The 17,641-nt window shown below is 68.6% G+C and carries 11 protein-coding genes and 5 pseudogenes; 9 read left to right on the top strand and 7 right to left on the bottom strand.

The window, feature by feature from the left end; all coding sequences use genetic code 11:
• Positions 1 to 593: 593 nt before the first annotated feature.
• The 6 genes and pseudogenes from OG456_RS50420 to OG456_RS04200 all read left to right on the top strand — a co-directional run.
• Positions 594 to 1,067 (top strand): annotated as a pseudogene (locus tag OG456_RS50420) (TauD/TfdA dioxygenase family protein); the annotation flags it as partial.
• 115 nt (positions 1,068 to 1,182) lie between these two features.
• Positions 1,183 to 1,545 carry a TauD/TfdA family dioxygenase gene (locus OG456_RS50415; protein WP_323136292.1) on the top strand — a complete coding sequence of 121 codons (363 nt, stop codon included), beginning with the start codon at positions 1,183 to 1,185 and terminating at the stop codon, positions 1,543 to 1,545.
• 24 nt (positions 1,546 to 1,569) lie between these two features.
• Positions 1,570 to 2,216: pseudogene (locus OG456_RS04215) on the top strand (transposase); the annotation flags it as partial.
• Between the two features lie 119 nt (positions 2,217 to 2,335).
• Positions 2,336 to 3,550, top strand: coding sequence for an ISAs1 family transposase (locus OG456_RS04210; RefSeq protein WP_266557274.1), 1,215 nt, complete (start codon positions 2,336 to 2,338; stop codon positions 3,548 to 3,550).
• Positions 3,551 to 3,556: 6 nt separating this feature from the next.
• A pseudogene (locus OG456_RS04205) lies at positions 3,557 to 4,102 on the top strand (IS3 family transposase); the annotation flags it as partial.
• A gap of 131 nt (positions 4,103 to 4,233) precedes the next feature.
• Positions 4,234 to 4,788 carry a TetR/AcrR family transcriptional regulator gene (locus tag OG456_RS04200; protein ID WP_266557309.1) on the top strand — a complete coding sequence of 185 codons (555 nt, stop codon included), beginning with the start codon at positions 4,234 to 4,236 and terminating at the stop codon, positions 4,786 to 4,788.
• A gap of 144 nt (positions 4,789 to 4,932) precedes the next feature.
• On the opposite strand, the gene OG456_RS04195 is transcribed toward OG456_RS04200, so the two are convergent.
• Complete coding sequence (locus OG456_RS04195; protein ID WP_266557307.1) at positions 4,933 to 5,919, bottom strand: integrase core domain-containing protein; 987 nt, start codon at positions 5,917 to 5,919, stop codon at positions 4,933 to 4,935.
• Positions 5,920 to 6,007: 88 nt separating this feature from the next.
• Between OG456_RS04195 and OG456_RS04190 the strand changes: the two genes are divergently transcribed.
• Positions 6,008 to 7,354 carry an IS701 family transposase gene (locus OG456_RS04190; protein ID WP_266557305.1) on the top strand — a complete coding sequence of 449 codons (1,347 nt, stop codon included), beginning with the start codon at positions 6,008 to 6,010 and terminating at the stop codon, positions 7,352 to 7,354.
• 182 nt (positions 7,355 to 7,536) lie between these two features.
• On the opposite strand, the gene OG456_RS04185 is transcribed toward OG456_RS04190, so the two are convergent.
• The gene (locus OG456_RS04185; protein WP_266557303.1) at positions 7,537 to 7,818 is read right to left on the bottom strand and encodes a hypothetical protein; all 282 of its coding nucleotides are present in this window, start codon (positions 7,816 to 7,818) and stop codon (positions 7,537 to 7,539) included.
• Between the two features lie 507 nt (positions 7,819 to 8,325).
• Complete coding sequence (locus tag OG456_RS04180; RefSeq protein ID WP_266557302.1) at positions 8,326 to 11,184, bottom strand: family 43 glycosylhydrolase; 2,859 nt, start codon at positions 11,182 to 11,184, stop codon at positions 8,326 to 8,328.
• Positions 11,185 to 11,788: 604 nt separating this feature from the next.
• Between OG456_RS04180 and OG456_RS04175 the strand changes: the two genes are divergently transcribed.
• Positions 11,789 to 12,820 carry a glycoside hydrolase family 5 protein gene (locus OG456_RS04175; RefSeq protein ID WP_266557300.1) on the top strand — a complete coding sequence of 344 codons (1,032 nt, stop codon included), beginning with the start codon at positions 11,789 to 11,791 and terminating at the stop codon, positions 12,818 to 12,820.
• A gap of 152 nt (positions 12,821 to 12,972) precedes the next feature.
• Here OG456_RS04175 and OG456_RS04170 read toward each other — a convergent pair.
• From OG456_RS04170 to OG456_RS04160, 3 genes and pseudogenes are all read right to left on the bottom strand, one after another.
• Positions 12,973 to 13,909 (bottom strand): annotated as a pseudogene (locus tag OG456_RS04170) (integrase core domain-containing protein).
• Positions 13,910 to 14,033: 124 nt separating this feature from the next.
• The gene (locus OG456_RS04165) at positions 14,034 to 14,699 is read right to left on the bottom strand and encodes a TetR/AcrR family transcriptional regulator (protein ID WP_266557298.1); all 666 of its coding nucleotides are present in this window, start codon (positions 14,697 to 14,699) and stop codon (positions 14,034 to 14,036) included.
• Between the two features lie 16 nt (positions 14,700 to 14,715).
• Positions 14,716 to 15,369, bottom strand: a pseudogene (locus OG456_RS04160) (SDR family oxidoreductase); the annotation flags it as partial.
• Between the two features lie 218 nt (positions 15,370 to 15,587).
• Here OG456_RS04160 and OG456_RS04155 point away from each other — a divergent pair.
• Positions 15,588 to 16,535 (top strand): NADP-dependent oxidoreductase, encoded by a 948-nt coding sequence (locus tag OG456_RS04155; RefSeq protein ID WP_266557296.1) that lies wholly within the window; start codon positions 15,588 to 15,590, stop codon positions 16,533 to 16,535.
• 634 nt (positions 16,536 to 17,169) lie between these two features.
• Here the strand turns inward: OG456_RS04155 and OG456_RS04150 are convergent.
• A complete protein-coding gene (locus OG456_RS04150) occupies positions 17,170 to 17,625 on the bottom strand; it encodes a MarR family winged helix-turn-helix transcriptional regulator (RefSeq protein WP_116507027.1) in 456 nt (151 codons plus the stop codon).
• Positions 17,626 to 17,641: the final 16 nt, after the last annotated feature.

Below are 17,641 nucleotides of genomic sequence, written 5' to 3'. Positions count from 1 at the left end.
TGGACCGCTGGGGAGGTGCCCTCGTCGCTCGCCGCGGCGATGCTTCTCGGCGTGGTCTTCGTGCGCCGGGAACGGTGCCTGGCGCGGTCCGGTGTCGAGCCTGCCGTGGACCTGGGGCTGCTGACCTCGCCGGGCATGCGCACCACTCTGCCGCTCGCCGTGCTCGGGTCGGCGGTGGTCGCCGCCGTGGGGCTCCTGCTGCCGCAGATGGTCCAGGGCGAGCAGCACATCGGGGCGCTTGCCTCAGCGCTGTGGACCTTTCCCCTCGGCGTGTCCGCTCTGGTCGGCGGGCCGCTCGGCGGCATCGCGCGATACCTCCGGGCCTGCCACCCCCGCCACGTTCAGCCTCGCCTACCTGGCCCGCACAGCCTGCGGCGCACTCGCATTCACCACGGCCGCGCTGATGCGCCACGGCCGAACTCCGGCGACCGGCGGCACCGGTGCGCCGGCGCCCCGCCAAGACCTCGCCTCTCCCGCCACGCACGCCCCCTCGCCCACCACGAAGGAGACCCCCGCATGACCACCACACCCTCCGGCTCCGCTCCACCGCCGCGGTGCCCGATCCCGACGAATTCCCCGTCCACACCGTCAGCATGCCCCCGGCCTCACGGAAGTTCCGCCCGGGTGGAGCCGGCAGCACCCCGCACACGTACGGACACATCTGTCTCACTCCGCAGACCCGGGTGATCGGCGCTCAGGTGGATGGACTCGATCCGACCGCACATCTGGACGCCGTGACACGCGCCGAACTGCGGCAGGTGCTGCTGGAACGGAACGTGCTGTTCTTCAGCGGACTGAAGCTGACGGCCAGCCAGCAGCGTGTGTTCGCCGCCGTCTTCGGCACACCGGAACGCGACCACCGGTTCTTGCCCAACGTGGGCGACCCTCATGTCGTGCGTCTCGCGCACGACGCGCGGAACCCCGGCACCGAGAACATCCGGCACAGCGACATGACCTTCTCGCCGCAGCCGCCCCTGGGCTCCGTGCTGCGCGCGGTGGGGGTACTCGCGACCGGTGGTGACACCCTGTGGGCCGACATGGCCGCCGCCTACGACGGGCTGCCCGACACCGTACGGCGGCAGATCGCGGACCTGCGTGCCGTGCACGAGATCCCGCAGGGCCCCCGGCGATGTCGGCGCCGCACGGGCCAGGCTGCGACCGGTCGAGCACCCGGTGGTGCGAATGCACCCGGAGACCAGACGTCAACTCCTCCACGTCAACCGGGGCTTCACCTCTCGGATCGTGGGCCTCTCCACGCAGGCAAGCCGGAAACTGCTCGACTTCCTCACCCGCCAAGCCGACCACCCCGAATACCAAGTACGCCTGCACTGGGAACCGGGGACGGTAGCTGTCTGGGACAACCGGGCCACCCAGCACTACGCGGTGTCCGACTACTTCCCCGACCACCGGGTCATGGAACGCGTCACGTTGGTGGGCGATTCGCCCCGCTTGACGATTCGCGACGATGCCGGCACGAGGGTGCGGGTGAAGCATGATGTTGGGCGTTTCCCCTTGAGCGTGGACACCCTGATCATTGGATCGTGATGATCCATAGGACAGGAGTTCCCGTTGGGGACGTCGAAGTACTCGCCTGAGTTCCGGGCCGATGCCGTCGCGCTGTACCACTCGAGCCCGGGTGGGACGTACGCGTCGGTGGCCAAGGACCTGGGCATCAACCACGAGACGCTGCGCACGTGGGTGCGGGATGCCGGGCAGGCCGCCCGGCCCGGGGCGGTGGAGGCCACCGCGATGGAGAAGGAGAACCGGCAGCTGCGGGCGCGGGTGAAGGAACTCGAGCTCGAGCGGGAGATCCTGCGGAGGGCCGCGAAGTATTTTGCGGCGGAGACCAGCTGGTGAGCAGCCGCTTCCAGTTCGTCGAGGATCACCGTGGCGCCTTCGGCGTCAAGCGGCTGTGCCGGATACTCGCGGTCTCGCGGTCCGGCTTCTACCAGTGGCTGGCTGGCGCATCGGCGCGGGCCGGCCGGGCGAGGGCGGATGCCGAGCTCGCCGAGCACATCAACCGGATCCATCAGGAATCGGACGGCACCTATGGGGTTCCGCGCGTCACCGCCGAGCTGAAGGATGCCGGGAGGCCGGTCAATCACAAGCGGGTCGAGCGCGTCATGCGCAAGTTCCACATCGTCGGGCTGCACCTGCGCAAGAAGGTCCGCACCACCATTCCCGAGCCGTCGGCGACACCGGTGCCGGACCTGCTCCCAGGGCGGCTTCAAGTTCCGTGGTTGTGCTGGTTGTTGCTGTGAGGGGTGGGTAGCGGTGCAGGCGCGGGCTTCGTGATCATTAGGGTGTCTACGCCTCGTGATCATGAGAAGGTCCCGTGCCTGCTGCTGCATCCTCCCCGATCCCTGCCGTACTTGTGAAGCTGGGTCCGCTGGAACCCGGCCAGGTCGCTGATCTGCGCCCCTACTTCGACTCCATCCCCGACCCGCGCTCGCGGCGGGGCCGGTGGTACTCGCTGACGGCGATCTTGATGGTGTGTGCCTGTGCGGTCGTCTCGGGCGCCAGGAGCATCGACGAGCTCGCCGAATGGGGCGCCCGGGCCTCGGGTGGGCTGCTGGCCGCCCTCGGTGTACGCCGCCATCCACTGCGGTGGCGGCGTACACCGTCGCCGGCGACGATCGGGCGGGTGCTGATCGCCGTCGACGGCGATGCCCTGGACGCCGCGGTGGGCGCCTACCTCACCGACCGGCACCGCACCGTCGTGTCCACCGCGCACCGGCGGGCCATCGCGGTGGACGGCAAGACGCTCAAGGGCTCAGCGCGTTTGGACGTGACCCGCCGTCACCTGCTGTCGGCGGTCAGCCACACCACCGTCGTGACACTCGCGCAGGCCGAGGTCGGCGCGAAGACCAACGAAACCACGCACTTTAAGCCGCTGCTGGCACCGCTGGACCTGGCCGGCACTCTCGTCACCTTCGATGCGCTGCACTCGGTCAAGGCGAACATCACCTGGCTGGTCGAGACGAAGAAGGCCCACTACATCGCCGTGATCAAGACCAACCAGCCCACCGCCCACAGCCAGCTCGCCACGCTGCCGTGGCGTGACATCGCCGTCCAGCACACCCACTCCGAGGTCGGGCACGGCCGGCGCGAGTCCCGTTCGATCAAGACCTGCGGCATCGCGGACGAACTCGGTGGCATCGCCTTTCCGCACGCGAAGCTCGCCATCCGCGTCCACCGCCGCCGCCGGCCGACCGGCAGCCGCGAGAGTCGCGAGAGCGTCTACGCCGTGACCAGCCTCGAAGCCCACCAGACCAGCCCCGCGGACCTCGCCGCCGCGATTCGCGGGCACTGGGGAGTGGAAAACTCCAGCCACCACATCAGAGACGTCACCTTCGCCGAGGACGCCTCCACCGTCCACACCGGGGCCGCACCCCGAGCCATGGCCACCTTCCGCAACCTGGCCATCGGCGTGCTGAAGACCCTCGGCGCCGAGAACATCGCCAAAACCACCCGGGCGATCCGCGACGAACCACGACGGGCACTCCCGATCCTGGGCATCATCAACAACCAGGACACCCACGGAACTTGATCAAGCCCTGACCTGCTCCAGCGGGACTTTGCTGCCCAGGTGCCGAACACCAAGTACGTGGGCGACATCACCTATCTCCCGATCGGCAACGGCCAATTTCTTTATCTGGCAACGGTGTTGGACCTGTGCTCGAAACGCCTGGCGGGCTGGTCGATCGCCGACCACATGCGGACCTCGCTGGTCACCGACGCGCTCAGGGCCGCCGCGAGGGCCCGCGGCGGGGACGGTCTGCGCGGGGCGATATTTCACAGCGACAACGGGGCGCAATATGTGTCGAAGGAGTTCGCCCAGGTCTGCTCGGAGCTGGGCGTGACCAGATCGCGCGGCGCGGTCGGCACGAGTGCGGACAACGCCGCCGCGGAGAGTCTGAACGCGACTATGAAGCGCGAGACGCTACAGGGGCGGAAGCGGTGGAACGGGGCGCGTGAGGCCCGCCTCGCGGTCTTCCGCTGGGCGACCCGCTACAACACCCGCCGACGGCACTCCCGCCTCGGCCAGATCAGCCCGATCACCTACGAGCATCGATCAACTACGCTGGCCACCGCCGCATGACAACCGGTGTCCACGATCACGGGGAAGGCCCCGTTTTCCATCACTGATGGAAACGTGGAAGTGCCCTGCTCTGCTGGAGTCATGGCCACCGATTCCACCCGGGCGGCACTGCGCGACGCCGCCGAGCGCCCTTGCCTCGCACCTCGGGCTACGAGCGTGTCCGTCCGTGCGGTCAAGGCCGCGGCAGGGATGAATCCGGCCGCCGCCCATACCGCTTCGGCACCAAGGAAGACCTGGTCGCCGCGCTGCTGCACAGCAGACTCGGTCCGTTGTGGGCGAAACCGCCGGCGAAGGTGGAACGGCGGGCGGCTGAGAGTCGCCCGCCGGGCATCGACGAGCTGGTCGACGTATCGGTGCGACCGCTCGACGAGCCGGCTGGGAATCCGCGGGGCCGGTTGCTCGTGCATCTGCTCACACGAATCGTGCTGCGCCGTCGCGAGCTGCCCTTCGACGCGCGCCGGTTCGGGTGCGCCCCGTGGCGCGAGCTGCTGAGCGCCGCACGGCCCGAGCTGTCCCAACGGGAGGTCGGCCACTGCTGGCACATGACGTTCGGCGTGCTGCTCCAGGTCTACGGGGCGCCGCAAGCGGCCACCGCCGAGCTGGGCAGCACGCCTCGCCCACCGGCGGAATCGGTTGTTTCCTTCATCGCCACCGGCCTGAAAGCTCGCCCGTCAAACGACAGTTGAGGAGTTGCCCACCCGTGAGCACCGCAGACTCAGCTCGTAGCGCAGCAGACCGGAACGCCACCACCGGCGCCCCCGATCAGATCCCCGACCTGCTGGGCCCGGCCTGGTTCGGTCTGTGGGTGCCGAAAAGGTCATCCGAGCGGGTCAGGCTGCATGGTGGTATTCGTGGAGCATTCCGCTGAGGCGGTCGCGTCTGCGTATGTTCAGGTGGGCGATCTGGCCCGGATTGGTGACCGGCTCCGGGTGTGAGCGTAGAGGTGATCCTTGGCCGAGTGCACGATGCGGGCGGTGGTTGTTGTAGTGGTCTTCGAACTCTCGGAGGGCGCGGAGGAGATGGTGTGGGTTCCAGATCAGTGTGCGGTCGAGTAGTTCGCGGCGGCAGGTGCGTACCCAACGTTCCATGATCGCGTTCATCCGGGGCATGCGGATGCCGGTGAGCACCACTTTGATTCCGGTATCCGCGAGGATCGCGTCGAACAGTCGGGGATACATGCCGTCCCGGTCCCGGATCAGGAATCGCGCATGATGACCGGCGTCCTCCAGGTCTATGACGAGGTTTCGTGCGGCTTGCGTGACCCAGGCGGCGGTCGGGTGCGCGGTGGCGCCCAGGATCCGGATCCGACGACTGGCGTGCTCGATCACCGCGAGCACATGCAGCCGGGTACCGGTAAGCGTGACGGTCTCGAAGAAGTCGCACGCGAGGAGAGCATCCGCCTGTGCGTGCAGGAAGTCAGCCCAAGTTGTGGTGGAGCGCTGCGGAGCCGGATCGATTCCGGCGGCGCGCAGGATCTCCCAGACGGTGGAGGCCGCGATCTTGATGCCGAGCATGGCGAGTTCGCCGTGGATCCGTCGGTAACCCCAGTTCGGGTTCTCTTTCGCGAAGCGCAATACCAGTTGCCGGATGGAGCGCACGGTCCTTGGCCGGCCGGTGCGCTTCGGGCGTGAGCGGGCTGCGTGCCGACACTTTGTCAGGTCGCGGTGCCAGCGCAGCACCGTGTCCGGCCGAACCAGCAGCCGCATCCTGCTCAGGGCATGTCTGGGCAGACGATGGAGCAGGGCGGCGAGGAACGCACGGTCCTCGGGATCGAAGTTCGGTCGGGCTGTACCGAGCTGCCGTTCAAGGACTGTCACGGCAGCTGTAGTTCCGGCGTCTGTGCTGGTCAGTGCCTCGCAGGGGCGGGTGAGGACATGAGTACGGCCACCGCGATCATGAACGTTTGTGACGACGTATCAGGACGCGGTGGCCGTGGAAGCCACGATAGCCGAGCAGGTGTGGAGCGAGACGTTCGGGAGGGCCATGGGGGCGGTCGCGGGCTGCTTCGCGCGGCGTGAGGCGCGGGCGACGGCGGCGGAGTTGGTCGTGGGGCTGCTGCTGGAGGTGGACACGCGCAGCTGCTGGACGCTCGGGCAGGCGCTGGGGCACCCGGGCCCGCACCGGCTGCAGCATCTGCTGTCACGCGCCCGCTTTGACCACGAACGGGCCCGGGCAGAGATCGCCCGCCTGGTGGCCGATGAACTCGCCGGGCAGGACGTGATGTTGGTGGTGGACGAGACGGGCGATGCAAAGTCCTCCACGGACTGCGTGGGGGCGGGGCGGCAGTACTCGGGTGCGATCGGCGGTGTCGGTCTGTGTCAGGTGGCGGTGCATCTGGCGGCGGTCACGGCGACAGTGAAGGTGATCATCGATCGGGCCCTGTATCTCCCGGCGGACTGGGCCGCGGACGAGGAACGCCGCGAGGTGACCGGGGTGCCGGAGGAGATCGGGTTCGCGACGAAACCGCAGCAGGCGCTGGCCATGGTCACCGACGCACTCGCCACGGGGATCGAGGCACGCTGGTTCGCGGGCGACGAGGTGTACTGCGGACGCGAACTGCGCCAGGGGGTACGGGCGTTGGGACTCGGCTACACGGTTGGCATCGCCGCCACGTGCCAGGTCACCGACGGAGCGGGCCGCCGGTGGGAGGCCCGCAAACTGATCAACAAGGTGCGGCCCGGACAGTGGATGCGCCGGCAGACCGGACACGGCACCAAGGGCACCCGCGAGTACGACTGGGCCTGGCTCGACGTCCGCCACGACGACGCTCCCGACGAGAACGAGAACCGGGCGGGGACGAGCGTTCTGGTCGCGCGTCGGCACCGCTACACCGGCGAGGTGTCCTACTTCCGCTGCTGGGCTCCCGGTGACGTCTCGCTCGGCACGCTCGTGGAAGTGATCTCCCGCAGGTGGCGGATCGAGGAGACCTTCCAACTCGCCAAGGGCTTCACCGGACTCGACCAGGGTCAAGTGACCTGCTGGAACTCCTGGATGCGCTGGTCACTGTTCTCCCTGATCGCCGCCGCTGTCCTCGCCCTTACGGCCGCCACCGTCCACGAGGCCACCGAGGAGCGGCCCGAGCTTGTCCCGCTGACCTGCCCCGAACTCATCCGTCTCCTGCGGGCCCTCACACTGCCCCCACCAGTCCGCGATCGCGATCACGTCCTGTACTGGACCGCCTGGCGCCGCCACCACCAAGCCATCGCGACAGCCTGCCACCAGCAACGACACCGTCATCACGACCAGCCGTGATCAAGAACTACAGCTGCCGTGACTGTGAGCTGGTGCCGCAGAGCGAGAATCTCCACGTCCTTGTCTCGATCGCTCAACGGCAACAGCCGCAGCGCGGCGAAAGCGTTCGTGACGGCCAGATAGGCCAGGCGTAGTAACACGATCGAACATCATGCCGGAGCTGAGCTGGCGGGAGCGGTCGATCAGCCCTCCGGGACCCGATTGTCCAGCCAGGCCCTTTCGCCAGCGCGGATGGACTTATCGGCACGCACAACGTCGAAGGGCAGACGGTGCAGCAGCGAAGCCAGGAAGGCCCTGTCGCTCGCAGTGAACCGCGCTCTGATGTTGCTTAGTTGACGTTCCAGCACAGTGATTTGATGGCGCAGGGCGAGGATCTCCGCGTCTTTGTCTCGATCGCACATCGGCAGCAGGCGCAGTACCGCGAACGCGTTCGTCACACCCAGGTAAGCCAGTGGAAGCAGCACGGTTGATCATCATGCCGCGGCGACCTCCAACTGCGCGAGAGTGCCGACTTGAGCAACCGAGGTCGACATCGGCGAAACCGGGCACACTCGCCCTCACCAGTGCGGATGAGATATTCGGCAAGCGCAGGGCCAGGTGGGCGCGGTAGGAGGTGGGTCCCCGTTGCGCATCACCTCACGCGTGACCGTCGAGGCGTCTGGCGATCTCCGTGTAGGCAAAGGCCGTCGGCCAGTCCCAGCGTAATCTGCTGGCGCGGCGATCGCGTTGCCGGAGAGGCGAATTGACGCCTTGATGGACCAGGGCAGTCGTAAGCGGCCTCGATCAGGAGCCTCGAACTGCGCGGTTCGGGCGCGTAGTTCCGCAAGATGCACTGTGATTAGTGCAGAAATCCCTCAACTGGGGTCAACGGGGGCGCCAACCGGCAAGGGGTCACCTCAGGTGACCCCTTGCGACCAGGCATGAGCCCACACCCCGGCGACCGTCCCCTCGGGGCGGGCGCCGGGCCGGCTTTACGGGATACGCTGCGGCCGCACTCCTTCCAGCGTGGGCGTGACGGGGCGCATCAGCCCGTCCGCCCCGAACGTCACCTTGTCGATGGTCGTCTCACGGCGCGTGCCGTCACCGTCGGGGATCGCGAAGCGGTGGTAGGCGATGTACCAGTCGTCGGTCCCGGGTACCTGGAGCAGGGAGTTGTGCCCGGTGCCGAGGATCCCCTGGGCCGGGTCCTTCTCCAAGACCACACCGCGGTAGGTGAACGGCCCGTTCGGGGAGTCGGAAGTGGCGTATCCCACGCGGTAGTTCTCGCTTCCGGTGTCGTCGATCGAGTATGTCAGGTGGTACACGTCCCCCCGCCGGACGACGAATGTGCCCTCGCGGAAATCCTCAAGTCCCTTGATCTGCTGCATCTTTGACGAGTCGAAGGACACCATGTCGTCATTGAGCGGGACCACCCACGCCGAACCGTTACCCCAGTACAGATACGCCTGCCCGTCCTCGTCAGTGAAGGCGGCCGGGTCGATGGCCTGCCCGGCGCCGTCCGGGTTGGCCGCGATCAGGACCTTGCCGGAGTCCGTGAACGGCCCGGTGGGTGAGTCGGCGGTCGCGACACCGATCTTCGCCTCGGCACAGTAGTAGAAGAAGTACTTCCCGTCCTTCTCGGCGATGGTGGGCGCCCAGGCGCGCGCATCCGCCCAGCCCACGTCCTTCCCGAGATCCAGGATGACGCCCTCGTCCTTCCAGTCGACAAGGTTCTGCGACGACCAGACGCTGAAGGTAGTGCCGCTCCAGCCGGCGAACCCGTCGGTGGTCGCGTAGATGTAGTACGTCCCGCCGAACGCGACGATGTTGGGATCGGCGTAGAGCCCCGGCAGCACCGGCGTACGCATCTCCACCGCGGATACCTTCCACGCGCGCTGCGCGCCCGCCGCCGAGGTGACGGTGTACGTCACCGGCTTGCGCAGATCCATCCGCTTCCCGCTCGCCGGGCTGATCCGCGCACCGGGCGCGAGCGTGAACTTGGGCCTCAGCCGCCGCAGGTCAGTCCCCGGCATGACCGGCAGGACGACGGTGGCGCCCTCCCCCTCGATGACGGCGGGAACCTTGAGCTCCTTCACCTCCACGCCACGGACGCGGGTCGCGTTGGCGGGCAGCGCGGCGATCTCGTCGTCCGACAGGGCCCGGTTGTACAGCCGGACGTCCCGCAGCCGCCCCTTGAGGGTGTGGTCGGAGGTGTACTGCGATCGGCCGAGGTAGTTGGCCGTGGTGCGACCGCCGCCGATGTCCGAGGGCATGAGGGTGATCGCGGTGTTGCGCGCGACGACAACGCCGTCGAGGTACAGCAGAGCGGTGTCCCCGTCGACGGTGTACGTGACGTTGGCCCAACGCTCGTGCTCCAGGCCGCTGTTGGCGTTCGTCTCCTGTTCCTTGCTCCAGTTGCCGTCGGACAGGGCGGCCCGGAACCCGCTGCTGGTGCTGCCGCCGGTCGCGAAGAGATAGCCGTTGCCGTAGCCGGTGGCGGAGGCGGTGTTCCCGAACCCGTAGAGGAAGTAGGGCGTCGCCTGATCGCTGTCCACCCACACATCGGCGGCCACGGTGACGGCGTCCACCCCGGACAGCATGTTGTCGGGCAGCTTGATGTGCCCGCTCGCGCCGCCGAGTACGAGAGCCCCCTCGGCCCAGCTGATGTCCCCGGTGGCGGTGCCGTGACAGCCGTGCCCGGAGGTGTCGTCGGCGCTGGTGTCCAGCGGCCAGTGGGCGACGAGCCCATCCGCGTCGGCCAGGACAGGGGCGACGCCCCACTTGGCGTTGACCCGGTCGAACTCGTCCTTCGTCACCGGAAGCACGGTGCCGTGCCGAGGGGCCGAGGGCAGCCGGTACTCGGCCGACTTGGTCCACACCCCTCCGGCCAGGTCCGTCGACTCGAAGGGCATGTAGCCGCTCGCGGTGTAGTCATCGACGAACAGGTACCACTTCTCCTCCGTGTTGGACTTGAAGACGAGCGGCCCCTCGCCCTGCGTCATGGCCCCGCTGCCGATGCACTCGGACACCGTGTCCCAGTCCGTGTCGAGCAGATCGGTCGCTTTCTCCTCCAGGATGAACTTCCCGCACGAGGACTGCTCCGCCGACCGCTCATCCTTCGTGAACCGGTAGTACGTCCCGTCGTGCGCGATCACCGTCGAGTCGATCACCGAGTACCCGGGGTCGTTCCACACCTTGGCCTCGCTGAACGTCACGAAGTCCGTGGTCGTCGCGTACAGCATCCGGTTGTAGGTGTCCCCGGTGTGCTCCGTGTCGTCATCGGCGTACAGCTTCGACGCCCAGAAGACGACGTACGCACCGACCTCCTCACTCCAATAGGCCTCGGGCGCCCAGGTGTTGCCCGCCGTCGCCGGAGACACCTGCACCAAACGCTCCTGGGACCAGTTCACCAGGTCCGTCGACTCCCACACCATGATCGACCGGGAGCCGTGCCGCTGGACGTAGTCCCAGCCGGCCCCGCCGTAGATCTTCAGGTCGGTGGCGATGAGAAAGAACGTGTCCCCTTCGGGCGACCGGATGACGAAGGGATCGCGTACGCCCTTGTCGCCGAGGGCGGAGGTCAGCACGGGCTCACCACCGTTCAACTCCCGCCAGTGAAGCGGGTCGTCGCCGCGGCTGAGTGCGAAACGGATCTGCTCGCCGTCGGCGGTGCCCTCACCGGTGAAGTAGACGAAGAGGTAGCCCTCGTAGGCGGCGGCGCTCTTGTCCCCCGCACGGGCGGGGGTCGGGGCGGCAAGCGTCGCGGCCCCCAGAGTGAGAGCTCCGGCGACGAGAAGGTGCCGCCGCGACAGGTTGGCAGCGGGCAGACGGGATGTTCCGTTACGGGGCATACGTACTGGTCCTCGGGGTGCGGGGGGAGCCCGTGAGGGCAGAGCTCGTGGGGGGTGGCGGTGGTGTCGGCGTTGGCCAGTGAAGAAGCCCTCAGGGGCCCGGTCAAGGTCCTGGACACGGATTGGTCCGAAAACTCGAAGGCCGATCGATATACCGAACGGCAAACAGTGGAAAGTCATCGATAAGGGACGCCTTCCGGTGGGTCTACGGGGTCAGCCCGCCCCGCGTCATCTCCATGATCTCCTCGCCGCTCAGCCCGAGTTGGCGCCCCTCTGACACGAGTGCCCGCACCTTCACTGCGAGCCGGACCAACCCCCCGGTCCCGTCCCCCGGCGGGCAGCGCGACGCCAAGCCGCCCGCGCGTCACGAGTAACGAGCGGTTCTCAACGGTCCGCCTTGCGCGAGACCTTGACGGCAGAGGGGCCGGATGTGACGATTCCGGCGCTGCGATGTTTGCGTAAACATCGGCAGCGGCCGGGTCTGCCCGCAACGCCGGGCCCACGCCTGTCCCAGCGTGTGTACGCGCGTTTCCCGCGCCCAACCCGGCGATGCGGCACCGCTGTTCACCGAGTCGCTCTCTCCTGAAGGGGAATATCCGTGCGCATGGCCCGAACCCGTCGTATCTCCTCCGCCGTGGCTGTCGCGGCGGCCGCTCTCGGCGTCGCCGCTCTCTCCGCCGGACCCGCCACCGCGGCCCCGCGAGCGGACACCACCCAGTTCAAGGGCGTCAACTGGGCCGACCCCCGGGACAACTTCGCCGACGACGAGCTCCAGCTCTCCGGCCTGTTGACCACCGACAGCTACCGCGAGACGTACAGCAAGGCGAAGCGGATCATCTCGGCTTTCCGCGCCAACCTCGGGGCCAACACCGTCCGGCTTCCCATCAACCCGTACACGGTGAACGGCAGTTACTGGGACTCCTACCAGGGGGTCATCGACGCGGCCTCCGACCAGGGCTTCAAAGTGATCGTTTCCTACTGGGAGGGAACGGGCGAGCGCAAGGACGGCCTGATCGACGACACCACCACCTACTGGCCCATGTGGAACAGAGTCGTCGACACGTACAAGAACAACCCGCGGGTCTACTTCGAGCCCATGAACGAGCCGCACGGCTACACCGAGACTGAGTGGGCCGACCTGGCCGCGAAGTGGCTGGACACCTACTCCTCCGTCCCGCGCGACCGGGTCTTCGTCAGCGGCGCCGGCTACAACGACCACGTCACCTCCGTCTGCGCCGACCCGCGCCTGGCCGGCACCTATCTGTCGCTGCACCACTACGGCTTCTGGAAGTCGTACGCCACCTACGACCAGTGGGTCGCCGACCTCAAGGAACGCATCGGCGACTGCGCCGGCCGGACGGTCGCGGACGAGTTCGGCTCCCCGATGACCACCGGCCTCGACTACAACGTGCCGACCCCGGACGACAACTTCGTCAACTACCTCCAGGCCGTCACCGACACCTTCCGCGAGCTGAAGATGGGCTCCGTCTACTGGCCCGGCCTGCGCAGCGACGACACGTACTCGCTGCAGACCCTGACCGGCACCGAGGACCGCCCCTGGCTGGCCACCACCAATCAGTCGGGTGCGGACAGGCTCGCCTGGGCGTGGGGGCGCGGCGAGGCGGTCGGGGACTGAGGGTCGCGTGCGAGCGGGGCGGGCCTCGTCGGCCCGCGCCGCTCCCCGCGCCGCCCCAGACGGTGGAGGCGGCGACTTGGATGCCGAGGGTGGCGAGTTCGCCGTGCACCCTGCGGTAGCCCTGCGCTTGCCGGAAACCTCATCCATCGAGGTCAGGCGGCGTGGTGGTACGCGTGGAGGATGCCGCCCAGGCGATCGCGTCTTCGTATGTCGAGGCGATTGAGCTCCTCCGGATCGGCGACCGTCACGGGCAGGGGACGTAGCGGGCGGGCGTTCGCAAGGCCCTGATGAGGCCGATCGGAGTTGTAGAACTGTTCGAACTCGCGCAAGGCGTGGAGCAGGTGCCGCTGATTCCAGATCAACGTGTGGTCCAGCAGCTCGCGCCGGCAGGTCTGCACCCACCTCTCCATGACTGAGTTCATCCGTGGTATCCGGACGCCGTTGAGGACGCTCTCGATCCCCGCATCTCGCAGGACGGCGTCGAACAGCTCGGGGAACTTGCCGTCCCGGTCTCGGATCAGGAACTTGGCCTTGGATCTGGCGTCTTCGAGGTCCATGACCAGGTTTTTTTGCGGCCTGCGTCATCCAGGGAGCGGTCGGGTGCGCGGTCGCGCCCAGGATCCGGATCCGTCGGGTGCTGTGCTCGATCACCGCGAACACGTACATCCGCGCTCCGGACAGGGTGACCGTCTCGAAGAAGTCGCACGCCAGCACGGCCTCGGCCTGGGAGCGCAGGAAGCCTGCCCAGGTACTGGAGTTCCGTTCGGGCGCTGGGTTGATCCCGGCCTCCTTGAGGATCTCCCAGACGGTGGAGGCGGCCACCTTCACGCCGAGGATGAGCAGTTCGCCGTGGAGGCGCCGGTAGCCCCAGTTGGGATTCTCCCGGGCGAGGCGCAGGACCAGAGCGCGGATGGAGTGCACGGTGCGCGGCCGGCCTGGTCGCTTCGGGCGCGACGCGGCAGCGTGGCGGCGTGTGACCAGGTTGCGGTGCCAGCGCAGCAGCGTGTCCGGCCGGACCAGCAGTCGCAGCCTGTGCAGCACATCCCGCGGAGGCCCTGAAACGGCACATGGTCGCGCGGCTTGTCGTATGTCTGTGAGGGGGAAGAAATTTTCCCCGGCACGCAATGCACCGGGGATCCGGTTGATCCCTCAGTGAGAAGGAAAAGCGCAGAACGGCGAAGCAAAAGCACGGGGCGCTGCATTCCCGCAGGGCTCAGCCCTCGGAGGCGTTCCACAGCTCGCTGAGTTCTGCCCAGTCTGGAGCCGGGCTCAGCAACGCGGTGGGCCCGTCGGTGGTCGACGTGCGCAGCCCGGCGAGGATCAGGTCCAGGTACCGCAGGTGGAGCGTGGTGGCGCGTTCGTCGGTGACGGGGATCCGCGCGGTGAGGTGTTCGAGCAGCAAGGGGACGTCGGCGGAAGTGAAGTCGGCGCGCAGTACGCCCGCGCGGTGCGCGCCGTCCACCAAGTCGTCGAGGGCGGTCCGGAGCCGGCTGGAGGCGGCCACGATCTCATCGGTGGCCGGCAGTCGGCCGCCCACCAGCGGGAGCAGCGGACCGACTGCACCCTGGGCCGAGAGCGCGTTCCGCAGGAAGCGGGCGAAGGCCGCCCAAGGGTCCGGCTCCTCGGCGAAGGCTGTGCGGGCCTGGGCGACGAGCTGTTCCATCCCCATGACGCGCATCCGCTGGGCCAGCAGCTCCTTGCTGGGATAGCGGCGGTAGAGGCTGCCCATGCCGATGCCGGCCCGGCGGGCGATCTCCGAGACGGGGGCGTCCCAGCCGAGCTCGGCGAAGACTTCGCGCGCAGCCTGCATGAGGCGGGCATCGTTGCGGTCCGCCTCCCGCCGGCGGCCGCGCGGTCTGCCGGTCTGCGTGTCACCCATGGACAGGTATTTTCCCCTACCGGCGTGCCACGCCGTACCCACCGTCGACGGTGAGCACCTCGCCAGTGACGAAGGCGGCTTGCTCACCGACGAGCATCGCGATCGCCCGGGCCACGTCCTCCGGTTCCGCGACCCGCCCCAGGGGGGTGTTCGCAGCCAGTCGCTGTTGGAATTCCTGCGGTATACGCGCGCTGCTCTCGGTGCGGACGTAGCCGGGTGCCACGACGTTGACGGTGATGCCTAGCGGGCCTACCTCGTGGGCGACGAAGCGGGCGAAGGTGTTCAGGGCGGCCTTGGCGGTGCCGTGGGCGGCCATGCCCGGGGCGGGCGGACCGTCGGCCACGGCGCTGGAGACATACACGATCCGGCCCCGCCCTTGGGCGCCCATGAGTTCCAGTGTCTGTTGGGTGAGCGTGTAGACGGATGCCAGCTCGTCCGTCACCTTCGTCCTGAAGTCGTCCCAGGCGAGGGCTTGAACCGGGGTGGGAATGAAGCGGGCACCGGCGTTGCAGACAAGAACGTCCAAGCGCCCGTCGACCGCGGAGCGCTCCAGCAGTTCGGCAGCCTGGGTGGGGTCGTACACGTCGGCCTGTACGGCGAAGGCTTCCCCGCCGTCGGCCTCGATGAGTTTGACCACCTGGTCGGCGGACTCGCGGCGGGAGAAGTAGTTGACGGCTACGCGCTAGCCGCGAGCCGCCAGTTCCCGTGACGTGGCAGCGCCGATTCCCCGGCTGCCGCCGGTCACCAGGGCCGTGGGTTTGGTCATGGCGTTCATATGTCCTCCCGCGTCGGGTGATCGGCTGCCCAACTTATCGGAGCGGAGCGCTCCGCTCAAAAAAGTCACCGCAATGGGGAATCGGGCCTTCCGGCACCGCGTTCTCCCCTGACATGAGCGAAGTAGTAGTAGCGCGTGCTTACGGTGGTCCCGAGGCGCTGTCGGTGATCGATGTCGCCGTAGTGGAGCCCGGGCCGGGTCAGGTGCGCATCGAGGTCCGCGCCGTCGGCGTCAACCCTTTCGACCACAAGATGTACAGCGGCGCCTTCGGACCCGATCCGGCGAACCTGCCGATGCGGCTCGGTGCCGAAGCGGCCGGTGTGGTGACCGCTGTCGGTGCCGACGCGACCGGTCCCGCCGGTCCGATCCAGATCGGCGACGAGGTGATCGCGTACCGAGCGCCCGGCGCGTACGCCGCCGAACTCATCGTCCCGGCCTCGTCGGTGGTGCCCAAGCCCGCCGCTCTCTCCTGGGAGCAGGCCGGAGGACTGATGGTCACGGGCGTCACCGCTGTGCACGTTCTCGAAGCGATCGGCCTACGTGAGAACGACTCGGTGCTGGTCCATGGCGCGGCGGGTGGCGTCGGCCTGATGGCCGTGCAACTGGCCGTCGAGCGCGGAGCCAGGGTGCTGGGAACGGCGAGCCCGGCCAAGCACGACGTACTGCGCGACCTGGGGGCGATTCCGATCGCGTACGGGCCGGGTCTGGCGGACCGGGTGCGCGCGGCGGCACCGCAGGGAGTCGACGCGGCTGCCGACCTGGTGGGCACCGACGAGGCGGTGGACGTCTCGGTGGAGCTGGTGGCGGACCGGTCCCGCATCGCGACCGTCGCAGCGTTCGAACGCGGGGCCCGAGCCGGCATCAGGCTCCTGGGCGGCGGGCCCGGCGCGGACCCCGGCACGGAAGTCCGCGCCGCTGCGCGCCTGCAGCTCACCGAAGCCGCGGGGGCCGGGCGACTGCGCGTCCTGATCGCCGCCAGCCATCCGTTGCGCGAAGCCGCCGCCGCGCATCGGCAGATCATGACCGGGCATACGACGGGGAAGATCGTCCTCGTCCCGTGACCGGGCCCCTGACTGCACCGGCAACTTCGTTCGGATGGCCGTGGCCGGCCGACGCACGAGTCCTGACGCTGGTGTGCCCGTGACGGCATGACGCAGTGAGAAGAGAGGAGGGAGCGTCCGAGGCGGAAGCGGAGGGCGAAGAAGCTCTGCCCCGTTGCTCGCGCTGGTGGGGGCCGCTGGAAGCTGCGGCACCCACCTGCTTCAGGCGGCAGGGCGCGCCTTGATCCGACCCCGATAGCCCAGGAGGGCGACCTCCTGGGCTATCGCGTGTGCACTCAGGCCGGGATCTCGAAGATCGGGCACTTTCCGCCTGCCGCCCCGGCACGGCATCCGTACGCGCCGCGCGCCGCAAACGGGCGACCTACGTCCCGGCGCCGTTCAGGATCTCTGCCGCCCTGCACGGACCGACCGTGCAGGGACGAGATCGCCGTGCCGATGTCGACCTTGAGGCGAGGGCGGTGGACTGGTCCTCGAGCGAGTGGTCGCTGCTTTCGCTGCGGGCCGACCGGTGCCGCGGTCGGCTGGAACCCCGCTGGCGGCGGCATACGATGCGCCGAGACCGCCGGGGGAGCGGGCGGCGTGCGCCGTGCCTAGGCCACCGACGCGCCAGCCTGTCCTTGACCGGCCGACGAGCTCAGGCGTTGCGCACCGTCTTGCTCACCTGGTCGAGCAGCGTCCGTAGCTGCGCGCTCTGGTCCGGTCCCAGGCCCTCGGTGATGTGACGCTCTACGTCGGCGATTACCTGGTCGGCCGCGCGCAGCGCCTCCCGCCCGGCGTCGGTGAGGTGCAGTTCCTGCACGTGCCGGTGGCGCGGGTGCTCGCGCCTCTCCAACTGGCCGCGGCCCTCCAGGCGTGCCACGAGGGAGGCGACGGCCTGAGGGGTGACGTTGAGGCGGCGGGCCAACTCGGCGCCGGCCAGCCCTGGTTCGCTGTGCACCGACATCAGCAGGGTGTAGTGCGCGGCGGCCATGCCCAGCGGACGTAGCCGCTGTTCCTTGAGCGTCTGCACCGCCAGTTCCGCGCGGCGCAATGCCCAGGTCACCCGGTCAAGCGCGCCGAGCCCCACAGGCTCCTCGTCATCACGTATCACCTGCCAAGGGTACGAC

Source organism: Streptomyces sp. NBC_01446, assembly GCF_026340095.1.
Classification (GTDB): Bacteria; Actinomycetota; Actinomycetes; order Streptomycetales; family Streptomycetaceae; genus Streptomyces; species Streptomyces aureus.
The sequence above is the reverse complement of the archived record's forward strand: the minus strand, read 5'-3'. Positions and strand labels throughout refer to the sequence as shown.

Bases quoted from the DNA above. Each gene is read 5' to 3' on its own strand.
- OG456_RS50415 (WP_323136292.1), top strand. From the start codon at position 1,183: ATGCACCCGGAGACCAGACGTCAACTCCTCCACGTCAACCGGGGCTTC.
- OG456_RS04165 (WP_266557298.1), bottom strand. From the start codon at position 14,699: ATGGGTGACACGCAGACCGGCAGACCGCGCGGCCGCCGGCGGGAGGCG.
- OG456_RS04180 (WP_266557302.1), bottom strand. From the start codon at position 11,184: ATGCCCCGTAACGGAACATCCCGTCTGCCCGCTGCCAACCTGTCGCGG.
- OG456_RS04175 (WP_266557300.1), top strand. From the start codon at position 11,789: ATGGCCCGAACCCGTCGTATCTCCTCCGCCGTGGCTGTCGCGGCGGCC.
- OG456_RS04155 (WP_266557296.1), top strand. From the start codon at position 15,588: ATGAGCGAAGTAGTAGTAGCGCGTGCTTACGGTGGTCCCGAGGCGCTG.